Here is a 15,887-nt window from a genome sequence, read left to right as displayed (position 1 = left end):
CATTAAACTTTGCCCAGAACACTACGCTTGTGAGACAAAAAAATGTTTGCTACCATGCGCCTTTTTTTAATCAAGGCCCCCTCAAATGCGACAACAGCTCCCATTTACCCCCTGTTTCGAACATCTTCAAAAAATTAATCAGACTTTTAATGAACACAATGAGTTATTGGCAGAAATTAAAGTTGTGTCATTTGAGATTCTTAACCACATTCATAAGCCCAAACAAGTTAATGTGTACTCAATAGATGGTAAAAACGTCTTTGAATGGAGAGGCTCCTCAGGCGCCATCCACCTCTTTCTATTAGAGGATACCGATCCCCTAAGGGAAATTAGGGATGAGCGATTGTACAATTACTATGTCTATCACATTGCCGCTCAAAAATTGGCTAGCTTAAACTTAAAACTCACTCATGAAACACTTCAAAAAACTGTTCGTGGAATCCTTAATGAAGTAAAGGCTCGTGAAAAAAGCGCTTCCTTTTCTTTACTAGCAGAAGTATTGTCAACGACTCAGGCTTTATTGTTGGCAGAGCCAACTCAACGCAAACAATCCGTAGAAGAATACAGGAAATTTATTGACCAAATAGCCGCGCAAGGGGATGAAGAACTTAAGCAATTGTGCTCACTTATGTTTAAGCTCTCAGCTATTTTTTTAATAATTGGATTGATTGCCATTATCCCGCCTGTAGGTTTACTGAACTCTCTGGCGGCTCCCAGTTTTTTCTTATCTGCTGTGGATGGAGCCTTAGGTTTTTTTACTGCTATAGGAAATAGAAAAGTTAAGCAACTTTCAGTACCAATGAATACTTTAGCAGATGATCTGTGTAGTGATATATGTGATGATTATTCCTTTGTTAGATAATTCTGTTTATGGGGCTAGACTAGCCCCAGGATTACTATCAAAAAGTTATCAACTCTATTAATGCCCCTCAGGAAGAGACATTAAACTTGCGTTTCCACCGGCAGCAGTGGTATCTACAGTATAAGTGCGCTCATGACACAAACGAAGTAGATAGTAAGGACCTCCAGCCTTAGGGCCTGTTCCTGAGAGACCTTCACCACCGAAAGGTTGCAAACCTACTACAGCACCAATCATGTTACGATTAACGTAGCAGTTTCCTGCATGGATACGCTTGCGAATATATTCAACGGTTTGATTAATCCGACTGTGAATACCGAGTGTTAAGCCATAGTCAGTATCATTTATTTGCTGAATCACTTCGTCCAGCTCTTTTCGCTTATAACTAATCACGTGTAAGACAGGTCCAAATACTTCTTTTTTAAGTGCTGACATATTGCTGATAGCAATAGCTGTAGGCGGCATATAATAGCCAGCATTGCATTCTTCTGGTAACTGACATTGATAAATAATCTCATGATCTTGCTGCATTGAATTCACATGAGCTTTTAAACTAGCCAAGGCCTCCCCATCAATAACTGGTCCTAGATCGGTCGATAACCAGCGTGGATCACCAATTCGTAATTCAGCCATTGCTCCTTTTAACAGTTCAATCATACGAGGATAAACTTCTTCTTGAACAAATAATACGCGAAGTGCTGAGCATCGTTGACCAGCACTGCCAAAGGCTGAAGTAATCGCATCTACTGTGACCTGTTCTAGTAGCGCTGAAGAATCCACAATCATTGCATTTTGGCCACCAGTCTCAGCAATTAAAGGAATAATTTCTCCCCCACGTGTCGCCAAAGTCTTATTGATACTTGCCGCAGTTTGCGTAGAGCCAGTAAAGATTACACCCTTGACTCGCTTGTCAGCGACTAATGTAGCTCCTACCACCTCACCATTACCTGGCAACAATTGGACAACATTATTTGGAATACCAGCTTGATGCATTAACTGCACCGCAAAGGTAGCAATAATAGATGTTTGCTCTGCTGGCTTAGCAATAACACAATTTCCAGTGACTAATGCGGCAACAACTTGCCCTGTAAAAATCGCCAAAGGAAAGTTCCAAGGACTAATACAAGCAATGACACCTCGCCCATGTAAGCTCAACTCATTTAATTCACCTGTATAGCCGTGAAGACTCATAGGTTTGGCCATCAATTTTTCCGCCATCATTGAATAATAACGACAAAAATCAATAGCTTCTCGAACCTCTGCCACTCCATCGCTCCAGGTTTTGCCAGCCTCAAGGCAAGTCATAGCCAATAACTCCGGCATATTTTCTTCTAAAAGCTGAGCAAAGCGCTCTATATAGGCTGCCCGTTCATTTACAGAGATAACACTCCATGAAGGAAACGCTTGTTCAGCCTGTGCTAAGGCCCAATCGACATCCTCTATTGTCGCATTACTAACTCGTCCAATAGGACTATCAAAATTTTGCGGTGAAGTAACACTTCTATCCACATCGCCGCCTTGTTTACCCGCCACAAGTGGTTTTGCATGCCAACGCGAAAGATCCATTTCAGCATATTGTTGCTGTAATTTTGCAACTGCTGCTCGATCAGAAAAATCAAAGCCACTGGAGTTTTTTCTTTCTGGTAAAAAGATAGAAACTGGTAGAGGAATATTCTGATTTATTTTACCCAATAAATGATTTGCTTTACTGACGGGATCTTCTACTAATGAGCTTATCGGAGCCTTTTCATCAACGATACGGTTAACAAAAGATGAGTTAGCTCCATTCTCCAGCAAACGACGAACTAAATAAGGTAATAAATCTTCATGACTACCTACTGGCGCATAAATACGGCAAGGAATACCCAAACGATTTGCAGGAACTATCTGCTCATAAAGCTCATTACCCATACCATGCAGGCACTGGAACTCAAAATCTCTATAACTACCTACTAAATTTAATATCATGGCCACTGAATAAGCGTTATGAGTAGCGAATTGGGGATAAATGGCATCTGTCATCGTTAATATTTTTTTAGCACAGGCTTGGAAAGATACATCAGTAAATACTTTACGGGTAAATACAGGGTACTCAGACAAACCTAACATTTGTGTTTTCTTAATTTCACTGTCCCAATAAGCCCCCTTTATTAAGCGAACCATCATACGACGTTGTTTGCTTCTGGCTAAATCAGCAATCCAATCAAGTAAATAAAATGCTCGCTTCTGATAAGATTGTACAGCTATCCCAAAACCATGCCAGCTATGTAAACTATCGTCTCTGAACACTCGTTCAATAATGTCTAAAGAAAGCTCTAGTCGCTCAGATTCCTCAGCATCGATAGTCATTGCAATATCAAATTTTTTTGCAAGCTGCGCCAACTCCAATAATTTCGGGGGCAACTCCTCCATAACACGCGCGTGTTGAGCCTCCTGGTAGCGGGGATGCAACGCCGATAACTTAATAGAAATTCCTGGTCTTTGGTAAACATTCGTATTTTTATCAACACTTTGCCCAATCGCCTCAATGGCATTTTTATAGGCGATAAAGTAACGATTAGCATCTACAGAAGTCAGCGCAGCTTCCCCGAGCATATCATAAGAATAGCGGTAGCCTCTTGCTTCCTTTTTCTTCGCTCGCCCCAAAGCCTCTATGATGGTACGCCCTGTGACGAATTGCTTACTCATGATTCGCATAGCTGTATCTACAGCTTTACGAACCATACCCTCACCACTACGATTTATTAACTTGAATAATGCCTTGGTTAATGTAGAGTCAGCTCTTTCGGGAGTGAGTACTTTACCGGTTAACATTAGTGCCCAAGTTGTAGCATTAACAAAAAAAGACTCACTTTGGCCACGGTGAGACTTCCAATCCGCGCTAGTTAGCTTATCTTTTATCAAACCATCGATTGTGGCATTGTCTGGAACACGTAGTAAGGCCTCAGCCAAACACATAAGGGCTATTCCTTCATCACTGGAAAGTGAGTATTCAGTAAGAAATGAGTCAATTCCTGTACTTTTTTTTCGTTCAGCACGTACTTGTTCGACCAGAGTGGTTGCTTGATTACGAATATCATTGACTTGTTTATTGTCTAATATCGCCTTTTCTATCAATTCCGTCATCAACGTTAATTCATCAATACGGTAAGCTTGATTAATAAGTGCTCGTAAGCCTTGCGGAAGTTGTATTGAATGCCGCTCAAGCATGTTTATCTCCAAATGAGGGGTCAAAATATCAAGGCATGATAATAGACTTCACTCAAAACTGCTATTGAATGGTAAGTTTGAAAGCATATTCTGTGTGAAATTCTTCCCGATTCAATACTTCAAAGTCTAACATTACTGCGCAAAATTATATCAATATTTGGTTTAAAATTAACTCCTTTTATTCTACAAAAACCAATTCTCAACTCGAAGTATTGATCTAATTTTATACAATAAGATCTATTTAAATACTATTAAACATTCAAATTTTACACATATTAGATATTATTTTAACCAAACTGGATTATAATTGCACAACAACAAAAGCGATCGAAACTTTTAACCCTCTGAATTGATTAATTTTTTCTCCTAATGCTCAATCAATTTTCTTCTGATTTTACATTTGTCTCAATTGTAAATATAATTACCAGCTTTTTGAGACCTGATTTCATGCGACTTAACAAGAAAAAAGGAGTATTATGAAAACAATATTAAGCATTCTTTCTGCAGCTTTCTTTTCAACAAGCATGACTCATACAACACCTCCAGCCCCAACCAAAACTGGATTTGATGTTAATAGAGAAGTGCAACACCTTAGTCAAAAGGCTCCCCAGCTCAATAGAAGAGTCTTGAAGTTGGCTTTAACAGCTTATAAAAAAGCCACTGACAAAGGGGCTGTTAAAAACCCCGTGCTAACCGTCATCGACTATTCTTTACCTTCAAACAAACAACGCATGTGGGTTTTTGATATTCGTAAAGAGCGTCTATTATACAATACTTATGTAGCTCACGGTAGAAATTCCGGTGGGGATGTCCCGCGTCATTTTTCAAATAAAACATCTAGTAAAGAAAGCAGCTTAGGGACTTATATCACTCGGAATACATACATGGGATCAAAAGGTTACTCTCTTAACTTACAAGGTTTAGAGCGAGGCTTTAATGACAATGCCTACAATAGACGTGTAGTAATCCATGGAGCATGGTATGTAGAACCTGATTTCATTCGAAAATCGGGGCGCGCTGGACGCAGTTGGGGCTGTCCTTCTATAGCTAAAACATTAGCAAAACCAGTAATCAATACTATCAAAAATGGTTCAGTAGTTTTTGCTTACTACCCAGATAGCTATTACCTCTCACACTCTGGTTATGTAACCGTATAAAAATAAAGCCAGGGCAAGGCCCTGGCTTAGCAGTCTTCCAATCAAGACATCCTATCTTGATATTTCATCCTTGACTATCACATCCTGTGATTGCAAATCCCTTTGAAAAGACCTCAAATCCGTTGAAGTCATATTGAAAATTTAGCAATTGGCGTTTTACTCTGCAAGAGTGCTTGTTTTAGATACGTTAGGTTATTTTTCTTTCATTTTTTTAATTATTACTTAATATTCAATAAGTTACTAAAAATTGACGGTTATTAAAGCACTTTGTTCCTGTTAATTTCTCAACCTATATTGAGAAATTTCTTGGACTTTGCCAAGACAAAACTTGCTCGGAGTAGACTGTAATTATCCTTTACCGGCTATAAATTAGCATTTTGTTTCTCATTAAACTCAAATTATAAAGTTTCTTAAACGATCTTATTTTAAATTTACAACAAGATATCCTCGATGCTTTTGAGCATCAGTGTCTGAAGTCGCCATTGCTTTCAAGAAAATCTCTTCTGGAACCCAATAAGGTTCATACAATGTTCTGTCTGGATCCATAATTAGCACGCGCTTGTTTTTAGCATCATAAGCACCTACAGGAGCAAAATGCCCCACACTTACATCACCAGTAAAAAATTTTTGATCAAAGTTTGCGATTATGAATGATTGACCATCTTTTTCGCTGTTAAGGAGTGCTTCATGAAGCTTAGCGGCAGTTTGTTCAGAACTATCCTCTGCTCGGACAAGTTCAATAGTAAAATTGTTTATTCCATAAGCTTCTAGCGCTTTAGCCAAAAATAATTTCAATTGATCCAGCGTTACTCCATCACCATTGACTCTAACTCCCTCAGCCCAATCCTTATCTTTAACGCGGTTTAAAATATCATCCTGAGTTGCCAATTGTTGTTTTGCATGTATAGTTTGACCAGCGAGAGCCGCATTGACAATCATCGTCGCTGTCGCAAGGGAACAAGAAATGTCATTACGCTGGTGGATATAATATGGACTTAATTTCCAATAAAGCGGCGTTTCATGTGTACGGATATATTCATGAGATTGCAGAATCGAGATAACCCCCGGAACATACCTCGGCGCGGCAGTCTGTAAAGAAGCTGACGCCATTACTCCTTGATTAATAGCAAGGCTTATAACCAGGAAAAACCATAGAATACAATTCCTAGATTTCAATTTTGATAATAAAATCATTAATGTCCCCTTATACAATGCAGGACTAGCATTTTTAGTAGATAAAACAAATTATAGTTGCAAATAATTTACTTTAATTGATTTAATTTTTATTATTGTCAAACTAATAAAACCAGCTTGCCAAAACTACCAATTATGGGTAGTTTAGTTACACTTAACTCTCCCTCTGAGATTACTATGAATCAGCAGCCTGAAAGTATTAAAAAAGATAAATTGCAGATCATTGACTGGCTAATAGAGCACTTTCCCAATGCTTTCTTTAAAAAGGGAAATCAAGTCAAACCGTTACAAATTGGTATATTTGACGAAATCATTGATTTCTATGAGCGTTTAGACACGCCTCCTTTTAGCAAAAAAGCACTCAGAGAGGCATTAAGTTATTACAGCTCATCACCAGCATATTTGAATTGCCAAAAACCTAATGCTGCCCGAGTAGATCTCTTTGGTAATGAAGTTGATGTAGTCACGGAAGAGCAGGCAAAATATGCTCATCAACGTTATCAGCAACGATACGTTGAGAAGAGAAATCAAGGTCTTAAACAAGAAACTAAATAATTAACATCAACGGAATCACAAAGGCTAGCCGTGCGCGTCCAGGGGTTATAAGTCATACCAGTCATACTGGATAACTCCATTTCGGCCACTCTTATCATTGCCGCCAGCTCACTTGGTTTAATAAACTTATCAAAATCATGGGTTTGCCTTGGCAATATGCCTAAAAGATATTCTGCAGCTAAAATCGCTGTTGTATAGGCTTTAATTGTTCTATTAATTGTTGACAAGAAAAGATAACCACCTGGCTTTAATAACCGAGCACAATGAGAAATAATTGTTTGCGGCTCAGGCACATGCTCTAACATTTCCATACAGGTTATCACATCAAATTTCTCACTGTCGTAATCCTCAATTTGACAGCAAACATAGTCTATTGACAGCTTGTTTTCTAATGCATGAACTCTCGCCACTTCCAGAGCATCTGATGCCATATCCAAGCCGGTAACTTTAGCACCTTCAATTGCCATAGCTTCCGATAAAATTCCTCCCCCGCACCCTACATCAAGAACCTTTTTATTTTTTAGGCTACACGTTCTCATGATAAACCTCAGACGCACAGGATTGATATCATGTAATGTTTTTAAAGGCCCCTCCATATCCCACCAGTCTGCAGCGTGTGATGAAAACTTAGCAATCTCCCGCAAATCAACCGTTGATTTAGTGTTCATAGTTACTCAGTAAGTCTAAAGGTTTAAAAAATTCCAGCACTTGAGGATTATTAATAAAGCTTAGATTGTAAGGATGCTCTGCAATTAAGCAAGAAAAAAACTTAGCTTGCGGTATCTCCTTCGCAATATTGCCAAATAAGATTAATTGTAAGGAAGAATTATAATTTGCGAGTTGATCCAATAAATTATTCATAAAAGGTTTCCACTGCCGCGCATGGAATCTCACCTCACTTGGACTATAAACCAAAGAAGCATTGAGAAGTAAAAAACCTTTTTTTATCAATGAAGTAAAAAATTGTTGTGCTGTTTGGCACAAGTGAGATTTATCCAAGTTCGCAATTGCCATCTGTGATAAATCATTCCGCAAATCCCCTCGAGCAACAAGTAACATCTTTATCCAATTTCTTAAAGAAGTTGCACGGTTGACCTCTTTACTAAGACCTTTTTTACTCCATAAATTGTGTACAGCATTATCCCAAAAAGCATAACCGTTCGCAGATTGAGCACGGGGATATGGCGACTCCCCTAACAGAAGGTACTTCGTTTCATACAAAGGTAAACTAAATGCAGCAAGTAACTTATTGTTACCTGGCAACCAGTTTTGATTCTGCTGAAGGCCAACTAGATACTCTTTATCAACACACTGCAAAGCTTGGCTTAATAAAGGATGCCATTGTTGATGTGTATTTTTTATTAATGACTCAACCAATCTGTCCATAGTTATTGCTGACTTTGTTAGGGTATAATGAATTGGCTTATATCATAATTTCTTAAGAATTAAATAATAAAGTAGCACGAGAAGAAAATTTAAGGACTAAAATGTCAGCTAGCCTAGAAGAAATAACAAAAATGACTAGTGATAGTCTGCATAATAAAAACTGTTTCTCTTATTTAAAAAACTTACAATTTAGTGAGTCAGTCCTACAACGCCTCCCTGCTTCTTTGGCAAACAATTTTCGTACTGATAGTTATAACCCTGGTTATGCATATGCTGACGTATATACCGATTTCTTTTCCAAGGTAGAAAGTAACATTGAAAAAATTTATGATAAGCCCAAACAGGAATTCGTCCTCAAAAAAGCCCAGCTTGAACAAATCAATACAAGCAGCAAACAAACTATTCCGGGAATGGAAACTTTTATACTGCGTTATAAGCAATCACTTGAAAAATCCCTCGCTGAACTCAAAGAACTAGATAACTTTATTTTCTCTATTTATGACAATGATAATGACATCCTTGAAGATACTTTCGACGTTATCAAGAATATCCCTCTTAACCATGCACCTGTAAACGTGGATATAGAACAATCTATCTCCAGCGCGTTAAAAGACAAAGGACCAAGGATTAATCGAACACAATCCCCTTCAGAGGCTGGCTCACTGTTTGGCCGCTTTACAGCCATGATCGCCGATGACTTTAAACCCCAACATACCACCAGTTTAGCTACTGTCCGCAAATACAACTATACTCAAGCACATTCTGATGCTGAGCACCTACCGCGGGAATATCGTTTTGGTACACAAGCGCAACGTGATAAAGGCATAGAGCGAACCAGTCCTTTGTTCGAAAGATGGTTGCAAGTTCAGGCAGAAAAAGCAGCCGAAAAAACAAGAAGTAGTAAAAAAATAACTCATATTTATTTTAATAACCTGGGCCTTGACAGAACAGACGCCGAAGGCAAAAAGGAGCGGGCACTTACGCAAGAGTTACATCAACTTGAAAAATACCCTAACGTTGCCGTGATTACGCTTCCAGCAGATAAAGGTTTAATGACTGGCGATCGTTATAGAAAAACCAAAGATAGCCATAGCTATGCTCAAGTTTATGAGGAGTTTCTCGGTATAGCCAATCAAGATCCACATGCCACGAACAAAATTAAAGACTTTTTTATTAGTGATAAGATTCGTCATCTGATTTTTCAAGACCCAGCAGGAGACTACACAAACGAAGAGGAAAGAACCCAGTTAAGTCAACTATTAGATAAAAGTTTCCATGTTATGGGTATCCTACCTGGCACCCCCATTTCAAGTGCACAAAAACAGGCCGTTTGGTTTCATTTCATTAAATTTGAACTAACCAATCATATCATCCAAAAACTTGAGCCAGAAAGTATTAATTTTTCCTGTAAGGATGCCATTGACCGAGGTGGTGTCTCTTCAGCTTATTACAATCTTATTAAGTCTTTTGAAAGAAATACTCTCGATAAAAATAACATCCCGATGGATAGAGAAGAGTTCGAACGAGCCTTGCATGCAGCTCCTGCCATGGTTAAAGCACGTGGAATGAATCATCATCTAAAAGTGATTTGGAATGCCGTTGATGCTTATGTTAATGCCAATTATGATAAGTTAAAAAATAATGAAATGAAAAATTGGCTTATCGAATGGCGAGACATCAATTGCCCTCACTCTCGAGTAAATGATTTATTAGCACAGAGAATCGAACAAAGCATACAAGAATTAAAAAATGCCAAAGATGCTTACCCAGAAAGCATGCCCATGATGAAACCGCCATCAATAAAAGCTTACAAATCTTGGAGCAAATTAAATTACAACAAAATATAGGGGTGAGCGGTAAACGATTATTACTTGAAGCAGCCATACGAACGCCAGAAGTCGCCTTACATCCTAATCCAGTCAATATGCAAGCCTATCACTCACTCGCCGACAAACTGGTAATTCATTCACCAGTCCTCCAAAAACTTGCAGGAATTATGAAATCTATCCTTGGGCTTATTTTATATCCGTTGTCATTAGGCCACACCAAAGAATGGATCACTGCAGGAATAGCCACTTATAAAGCAGGTGTTGACTCAGAGCGTCGCAAGGAAATCCAACATACAATGAAAGATCAACTCCATCATCTCAAAGACGTGGAGTTTGTTAACTCAGTCAAGACAGATACCCAATCTACTTCACTTGTATAGTACCATTTAACTATCCGTGCTCTACTCTACAGAAAATTTCTTAGGGGTTACAACATGCCAACTGTGAAGTTTTCATAGCCTAACCCAGGGCAAAATTAGATGCATTTACCCTGATAACCTAGTTAACAATGTTGCGAAGCTAGGAGTTTTCCGCTAATGTCATAAGCTTTGTAGATAGGTTATCAATATGGATCAAGCTTTAAAGGGATTGTTGCCTTATCTGAATGCTCGTAAAAAACTCATGGTAGAGCAATTACACCAATTTTGCGAGATCAATTCCGGCACAGAAAATATGCAAGGTCTCGCAGTCATGCTTCAAGCTTTGCAGAGCGCTTTTAAGCCACTCTCTGATGAAATACACGTCCACTCATTTCCTGAAATAGCCACCATTAACATGACAGGGGAAACCTCCAAACAACGATGTGGCGATGCCCTTTTTATTCGTAAACGTCCTGAACTAAAGCGTCGCATACTGTTAACCGGGCATATGGATACAGTCTATGGAGCCAGTCATCCCTTCCAAACTTTAAGATATGTCAATGAAAACCACATCAATGGCCCAGGCGTGGCTGACATGAAGGGAGGATTAATTATCATATTACATGCACTTAGTGCATTTGAAGAAACACCAATAGCCAAAGAATTAGGATGGGATATAGTTATCAATGCTGATGAAGAAATTGGTTCCCCTGCTTCTAAAGATTTATTTGATGAAATTGCTGCCAATTATCAAGCTGCTTTAGTGTATGAACCCACGATGAATCCTGAGGGCACCTTAGCAAAAAATCGTCGTGGCAGCGGCAAATTCACTCTAGTCGCCACGGGTAAAACAGCACATGCTGGGAGATCATTTTATCAAGGACGCAATGCAATCTGCTATTTAGCCGAAGCAATTACCGCGATTCATGCTCTTAATGGCCTACGAGACAATGTCACTATTAACGTAGGTAAAATTGCAGGAGGTGGCGCATTAAATGTAGTTCCTGACAAAGCAGTTGCAAAAATGGACATTCGAATTGGTGCATCAGAAGATGAAAATTGGGTCAGAGAACAATTTGATGCAATCCTCGGTAGGATGAAGCGTGAAGATTACTCATTCACCCTTCATGGGGCGTTTACCCGCCCTGTCAAACGAGTCTGTCCTGCAACGGAAAAACTATTTTTTCGCATACAACAAATAGGGCAGCAACTTGGTTTAAAAATTGATTGGCAAGATAGTGGTGGTTGCTGTGATGGTAATAACCTAGCTAACCACGGTTTAGCAGTTATTGATACTTTGGGGGTTCGTGGAGGAAATATTCATAGCTCTAATGAATACATTTTACTAGATAGCTTTGTAGAACGTACGACACTCAGTACCCTCCTACTTACTGACTTAGCAAAAGGTGGACTTGAGGAGTTACAAGGATGATGTTATTTCGCAGTGCTCGTGACTCTGATCTCGATGCGATTCACCATCTTGCTGAACATTGTGGAATAGGTATGACAACGCTTCCCAAAGATAAAGAACTCTTGCGTAAGCGGCTTAAATGGGCTTGTGATTCTTTTCAAAAAACAGTGAGTCATCCAATTAGTGAATATTACTTATTTGTACTTGAAGACCCTGCCACAGGACAGGTAGTCGGCACATCAGGCATTGAAGCTTCTACAGGCCATGATCTCCCTTTTTATTCCTATAAAATTTCTAAACGTACACGTATCTGTCATTCACTTAACATACGCAGTGATTATGAAGTGCTTAGCCTCGTCAATGATAATCAAGGACGTAGTGAAATTTGTACACTATTTTTAGAGTCTGCTTTCAGACACAGTAGTAATGGTTTATTGCTTTCACGAGCACGATTTTTATTCATGGCACATTATCCGAATCGTTTTGCTTCCACTGTAATCGCAGAAATGCGTGGCATTTCTGATGAATGGGGACACTCTCCCTTTTGGGATAATGTGGGTAGGCATTTTTTTCATATGCCATTTGCAGAAGCAGATAGGCTAACTATATCCACAAACAAACAATTCATTGCCGATCTAATGCCAAGAAATCCTATCTATGTAAAACTCCTTGCTCCAGAGGCACAAGCAGTTATTGGTAAACCGCATCAATCAACAGTCCCAGCGATGAATATTTTGATGCGTGAGGGTTTTCGCTACAATTCCTACGTCGATATTTTTGACGCAGGCCCAACCATTGAAGCCCCACGAAATCAAATACGAACGATTGCGAGTAGTCATATTATGACGGTAAAAAGCATTAGTGATGAAGTCAGCTCCAAACGCTTTTTATTAGCGAACACTAAACTCGATTTTCGCGCCACTATCAGCCAAGCAATCTTTAATGAGCAACAAAACTCCTGCATTATTAGCAAAAAAACAGCAGAATTATTGGCAATTAAACGTGGCGATTGCGTACGCTTAGCTCCTCTACAAATCGAGGAACAAACCATTTACAGTGAGCCCAAACATGAAAACAAGTCAGCAAAGTAATAGAGCAATTCATTACATTGGCGGCAATTGGATTCGAGGAGAAGGAGAAGCTTTCCACTCTCAAAATCCGGCAGATGGTAGTATTATTTGGCAAGGGAACCATGGCAACGAAGAGGAAGTCTTCGCTGCTTGTGAAGCTGCACATCTTGCTATTCCCTCCTGGGCATCACTCGACTCTTCAACGCGTATGACTTACTTGCAAAATTTTGCCAAGGAAATAGAAACAAAACAAACGGAGTTGACCTACTTAATCGCTTTAGAAACAGGCAAACCACTGTGGGAAGCAAAAACAGAGGTCAGCTCTGTGATCGCTAAAATAAATTTATCAGCGCAAGCCTACCAGGAAAGAACCAGTGAAAAGCAATCGAGTACCTCTGATGCCCAAGCTTACCTCCGCTACAAACCTCATGGTGTGGTTGCTGTTTTAGGTGCTTTTAATTTTCCGGCACATTTAAGTAATGGTCATATAATACCAGCTCTTTTAGCAGGAAATACCGTCGTCTATAAACCCAGCGAATTGGCACCTGCTGTCGCACAATTCATTGTTCAATGCTGGCATGAAAGTGGATTGCCACAAGGTGTCCTTAATTGTATTCAGGGAGGTATTGCTACTTCGCAGGCACTTTTGGCCTCAGACATTCAAGGGGTTTATTTTACAGGCAGTTATCGTGCCGGAAAGCAAATTCATGAGCACTTTAGCGGCAGACCTGACGTTATATTAGCGCTTGAAATGGGGGGAAATAATCCCTTAATCATTGATATTATTAAAAATTTTGATGCTGCAATCTACCATACTCTACTCTCAACCATGATCACCGCAGGTCAGCGTTGCACTTGCGCAAGACGTATATTCATTCCTGATAATGCAGTAGGCGATGAATTTCTATCGCGTTTTATTAAGGCTTGTAAACAACTCAATGTGGCTGCATTCACTCAGCAGCCAGAACCCTTCATGGGCCCTGTTATTAGTCATGAGCATGCACTGATGCATCTTAAAGCGCAAGAAACCCTTATCAAACTTGGGGGCCAACCTTTACTAGTGATGTCGCTACTCAAAGAAAAATCCGGACTTCTGTCACCAGGCATTATTGACATGACCAAAGTTGATAATCCTCCTGATGAGGAAATTTTTGCACCATTGAGCCAAATTTATAGATATGGGAGTTTTGAGGAAGCCTTAGTTTTAGCTAACCACACACGCTATGGTTTAGCAGCAGGATTACTTAGCGATAGTGCTAAGAGCTATCAGCAATTTTATCATAGCATTCGTGCGGGACTAATTAATTGGAATAGACCAACAACTGGTGCAGTAAGCAGTCTACCTTTTGGTGGTGTAGGCTCTAGCGGCAACCATCGACCTAGTGCTTTTTTCGCAGCCGATTATTGTGCCTATCCAATTGCAAGCCTTGAGCAACCCCATTTATCAATACCGTCGCAATTATTACCAGGAATTCGGTTGGAATAAAATTATGGCAGACTTTGAATTAAATTTAGATGGGTTAGTTGGGCCAACTCACCATTATGCCGGCCTGGCGGCCGGCAATCTTGCATCAACAACCAATGCCTTAAGTATTTCCAATCCACAAGCCGCTGCTCTTCAAGGGCTTTCTAAAATGCGATTATTGCATCAAGTGGGGCTAAAGCAAGCTTTACTTCCACCACATCAACGGCCTAATTTGCATTTACTTTATCAACTTGGTTTTAGTGGAAGTCCAGCACAACAAATTGAAAAAGCCTATCGGAGTGCTCCTGAGTTGCTTAGTGCCTGCTACTCTGCCTCAAGTATGTGGACAGCAAATGCAGCAACTGTTTCTGCCAGCATTGATACAGCTGATAATCGTGTTCATTTTACTGCTGCCAATTTAATCAGTAACCTGCACCGCCACCAAGAAGCCGATTTTTCGAGTTATTTATTAAAATATTTATTTGCAGATAAAAATTACTTTCAGCATCACCCCCTCCTCCCCAAAAGCACTGCCACAGGGGATGAAGGTGCTGCCAATCATAATCGACTCTGCGCAAAGCATAGCAGCCCAGCAATCAATCTATTTGTCTATGGTAGGCGCGCTATCGGTGGAGGATTTCAGTCTAGCCCTTTAAAACACCCAGCCAGACAAACCTTAGAGGCTTCTCAAGCGATTGCCCGTACTCATTTACTGCCGCGCCAGCAAATCGTTTTTGCACGCCAGAATCCATTGGCTATTGATCAAGGGGTTTTTCATAACGATGTCATTGGAGTGGCTAATGAATCAGTTTTATTAATCCATGAGGATGCCTGGGTTAATCAAGCAGAAGTGTTAGAGGAACTACGGAAAAAAGCAAATTTTCCTCTAAACATCATCGAAATTCGGCGTGATGAATTAGCCGTCTCTGAAGCCGTGAGCACTTATCTTTTTAATTCCCAACTTCTTACCTTAGAAAATCAAGATGGGAAACATTCCATGATGTTAATTGCTCCAGCAGAGTGCGAACAAAATAGCCAATCCAAGGCGGTGGTTGATAATCTTATTGCTGATGATTCAAATCCTATTATAACAGTGCATTATCTTGACCTTAAGCAAAGTATGCGTAATGGCGGAGGCCCTGCTTGTCTTCGGTTACGAGTACCATTAAATGAAGCAGAGTTACAAGCCATGCACCAAGGTATTTTAATAAACGAAACACTGCTGGCCGATTTGGAAGCCTGGGTCATGCGTCATTACCGCACGCACCTACATGTAGATGATTTAGTCGATCCATTATTTGTTAATGAATGTTTAACTGCCTTGGATGAGCTCACTCGCTTATTAGCCTTAAACTCTATCTATCCATTCCAAAGAGAAAAAAGCGATTAACT

Annotated in this window: 13 protein-coding genes; 9 read left to right on the top strand and 4 right to left on the bottom strand. The window is 39.7% G+C overall.

Annotated features, from left to right (window positions below; genetic code table 11):
* The first annotated feature begins 85 nt into the window (after positions 1 to 85).
* Complete coding sequence (locus tag Lbru_RS02690; RefSeq protein WP_058440639.1) at positions 86 to 862, top strand: hypothetical protein; 777 nt, start codon at positions 86 to 88, stop codon at positions 860 to 862.
* Positions 863 to 919: 57 nt separating this feature from the next.
* Here the strand turns inward: Lbru_RS02690 and putA are convergent, their stop codons facing one another.
* Entirely contained in the window at positions 920 to 4,069 is a 3,150-nt protein-coding gene (gene putA / locus Lbru_RS02685) for a bifunctional proline dehydrogenase/L-glutamate gamma-semialdehyde dehydrogenase PutA (protein ID WP_058440638.1), read from the bottom strand.
* Positions 4,070 to 4,593: 524 nt separating this feature from the next.
* Between putA and Lbru_RS02680 the strand changes: the two genes are divergently transcribed.
* Positions 4,594 to 5,226: a murein L,D-transpeptidase catalytic domain family protein gene (locus Lbru_RS02680; protein ID WP_420795300.1), complete on the top strand. Its 633-nt coding sequence runs from the start codon at positions 4,594 to 4,596 to the stop codon at positions 5,224 to 5,226.
* Positions 5,227 to 5,646: 420 nt separating this feature from the next.
* Here Lbru_RS02680 and Lbru_RS02675 read toward each other — a convergent pair whose 3' ends face one another.
* Positions 5,647 to 6,420, bottom strand: a complete 774-nt coding sequence (locus Lbru_RS02675; RefSeq protein ID WP_058440636.1) for a phytochelatin synthase family protein — start codon at positions 6,418 to 6,420, stop codon at positions 5,647 to 5,649.
* A gap of 177 nt (positions 6,421 to 6,597) precedes the next feature.
* On the opposite strand from Lbru_RS02675, the gene Lbru_RS02670 reads away from it, so the two are divergent.
* On the top strand, positions 6,598 to 6,975 hold the full coding sequence (locus Lbru_RS02670; protein ID WP_058440635.1) for a ProQ/FINO family protein: 378 nt from the start codon (positions 6,598 to 6,600) through the stop codon (positions 6,973 to 6,975).
* Here Lbru_RS02670 and ubiG read toward each other — a convergent pair.
* Complete coding sequence (ubiG, locus tag Lbru_RS02665) at positions 6,948 to 7,643, bottom strand: bifunctional 2-polyprenyl-6-hydroxyphenol methylase/3-demethylubiquinol 3-O-methyltransferase UbiG (RefSeq protein ID WP_058440634.1); 696 nt, start codon at positions 7,641 to 7,643, stop codon at positions 6,948 to 6,950. The two genes, Lbru_RS02670 and ubiG, sit on opposite strands and share 28 nt — an antisense overlap.
* Complete coding sequence (locus Lbru_RS02660; RefSeq protein ID WP_193786908.1) at positions 7,633 to 8,352, bottom strand: uracil-DNA glycosylase family protein; 720 nt, start codon at positions 8,350 to 8,352, stop codon at positions 7,633 to 7,635. The genes ubiG and Lbru_RS02660 overlap by 11 nt, the downstream gene beginning before the upstream one ends.
* A gap of 110 nt (positions 8,353 to 8,462) precedes the next feature.
* Between Lbru_RS02660 and Lbru_RS02655 the strand changes: the two genes are divergently transcribed.
* The 6 genes from Lbru_RS02655 (at position 8,463) to astB (ending at position 15,885) form a co-directional block, all read left to right on the top strand.
* On the top strand, positions 8,463 to 10,208 hold the full coding sequence (locus Lbru_RS02655) for a hypothetical protein (protein ID WP_058440632.1): 1,746 nt from the start codon (positions 8,463 to 8,465) through the stop codon (positions 10,206 to 10,208).
* The gene (locus Lbru_RS02650; protein WP_058440631.1) at positions 10,178 to 10,570 is read left to right on the top strand and encodes a hypothetical protein; all 393 of its coding nucleotides are present in this window, start codon (positions 10,178 to 10,180) and stop codon (positions 10,568 to 10,570) included. Before Lbru_RS02655 ends, Lbru_RS02650 begins: the two co-directional genes overlap by 31 nt.
* A gap of 187 nt (positions 10,571 to 10,757) precedes the next feature.
* Complete coding sequence (locus tag Lbru_RS02645; RefSeq protein ID WP_083500800.1) at positions 10,758 to 11,981, top strand: hydrolase; 1,224 nt, start codon at positions 10,758 to 10,760, stop codon at positions 11,979 to 11,981.
* Positions 11,978 to 13,051, top strand: coding sequence for an arginine N-succinyltransferase (locus tag Lbru_RS02640; RefSeq protein ID WP_058440630.1), 1,074 nt, complete (start codon positions 11,978 to 11,980; stop codon positions 13,049 to 13,051). Before Lbru_RS02645 ends, Lbru_RS02640 begins: the two co-directional genes overlap by 4 nt.
* Positions 13,029 to 14,516 carry a succinylglutamate-semialdehyde dehydrogenase gene (astD, locus tag Lbru_RS02635; protein ID WP_058440629.1) on the top strand — a complete coding sequence of 496 codons (1,488 nt, stop codon included), beginning with the start codon at positions 13,029 to 13,031 and terminating at the stop codon, positions 14,514 to 14,516. The genes Lbru_RS02640 and astD overlap by 23 nt, the downstream gene beginning before the upstream one ends.
* Before the next feature lie 4 nt (positions 14,517 to 14,520).
* A complete protein-coding gene (gene astB, locus Lbru_RS02630) occupies positions 14,521 to 15,885 on the top strand; it encodes an N-succinylarginine dihydrolase (RefSeq protein WP_058440628.1) in 1,365 nt (454 codons plus the stop codon).
* Positions 15,886 to 15,887: the final 2 nt, after the last annotated feature.

This window comes from Legionella brunensis (assembly GCF_001467025.1).
Classification (GTDB): domain Bacteria; phylum Pseudomonadota; class Gammaproteobacteria; order Legionellales; family Legionellaceae; genus Tatlockia; species Tatlockia brunensis.
Note: the sequence above shows the minus strand (reverse complement) of the source record. Positions and strands in the feature narration are given on the sequence as shown.

Excerpts from the sequence above, each read along its gene's own strand:
- astB (WP_058440628.1), top strand. The coding sequence starts at position 14,521 with ATGGCAGACTTTGAATTAAATTTAGATGGGTTAGTTGGGCCAACTCAC.
- Lbru_RS02645 (WP_083500800.1), top strand. The coding sequence starts at position 10,758 with ATGGATCAAGCTTTAAAGGGATTGTTGCCTTATCTGAATGCTCGTAAA.
- Lbru_RS02680 (WP_420795300.1), top strand. The coding sequence starts at position 4,594 with ATGACTCATACAACACCTCCAGCCCCAACCAAAACTGGATTTGATGTT.
- ubiG (WP_058440634.1), bottom strand. The coding sequence starts at position 7,643 with ATGAACACTAAATCAACGGTTGATTTGCGGGAGATTGCTAAGTTTTCA.
- astD (WP_058440629.1), top strand. The coding sequence starts at position 13,029 with ATGAAAACAAGTCAGCAAAGTAATAGAGCAATTCATTACATTGGCGGC.
- Lbru_RS02640 (WP_058440630.1), top strand. The coding sequence starts at position 11,978 with ATGATGTTATTTCGCAGTGCTCGTGACTCTGATCTCGATGCGATTCAC.
- putA (WP_058440638.1), bottom strand. The coding sequence starts at position 4,069 with ATGCTTGAGCGGCATTCAATACAACTTCCGCAAGGCTTACGAGCACTT.
- Lbru_RS02690 (WP_058440639.1), top strand. The coding sequence starts at position 86 with ATGCGACAACAGCTCCCATTTACCCCCTGTTTCGAACATCTTCAAAAA.
- Lbru_RS02670 (WP_058440635.1), top strand. The coding sequence starts at position 6,598 with ATGAATCAGCAGCCTGAAAGTATTAAAAAAGATAAATTGCAGATCATT.
- Lbru_RS02675 (WP_058440636.1), bottom strand. The coding sequence starts at position 6,420 with ATGATTTTATTATCAAAATTGAAATCTAGGAATTGTATTCTATGGTTT.
- Lbru_RS02655 (WP_058440632.1), top strand. The coding sequence starts at position 8,463 with ATGTCAGCTAGCCTAGAAGAAATAACAAAAATGACTAGTGATAGTCTG.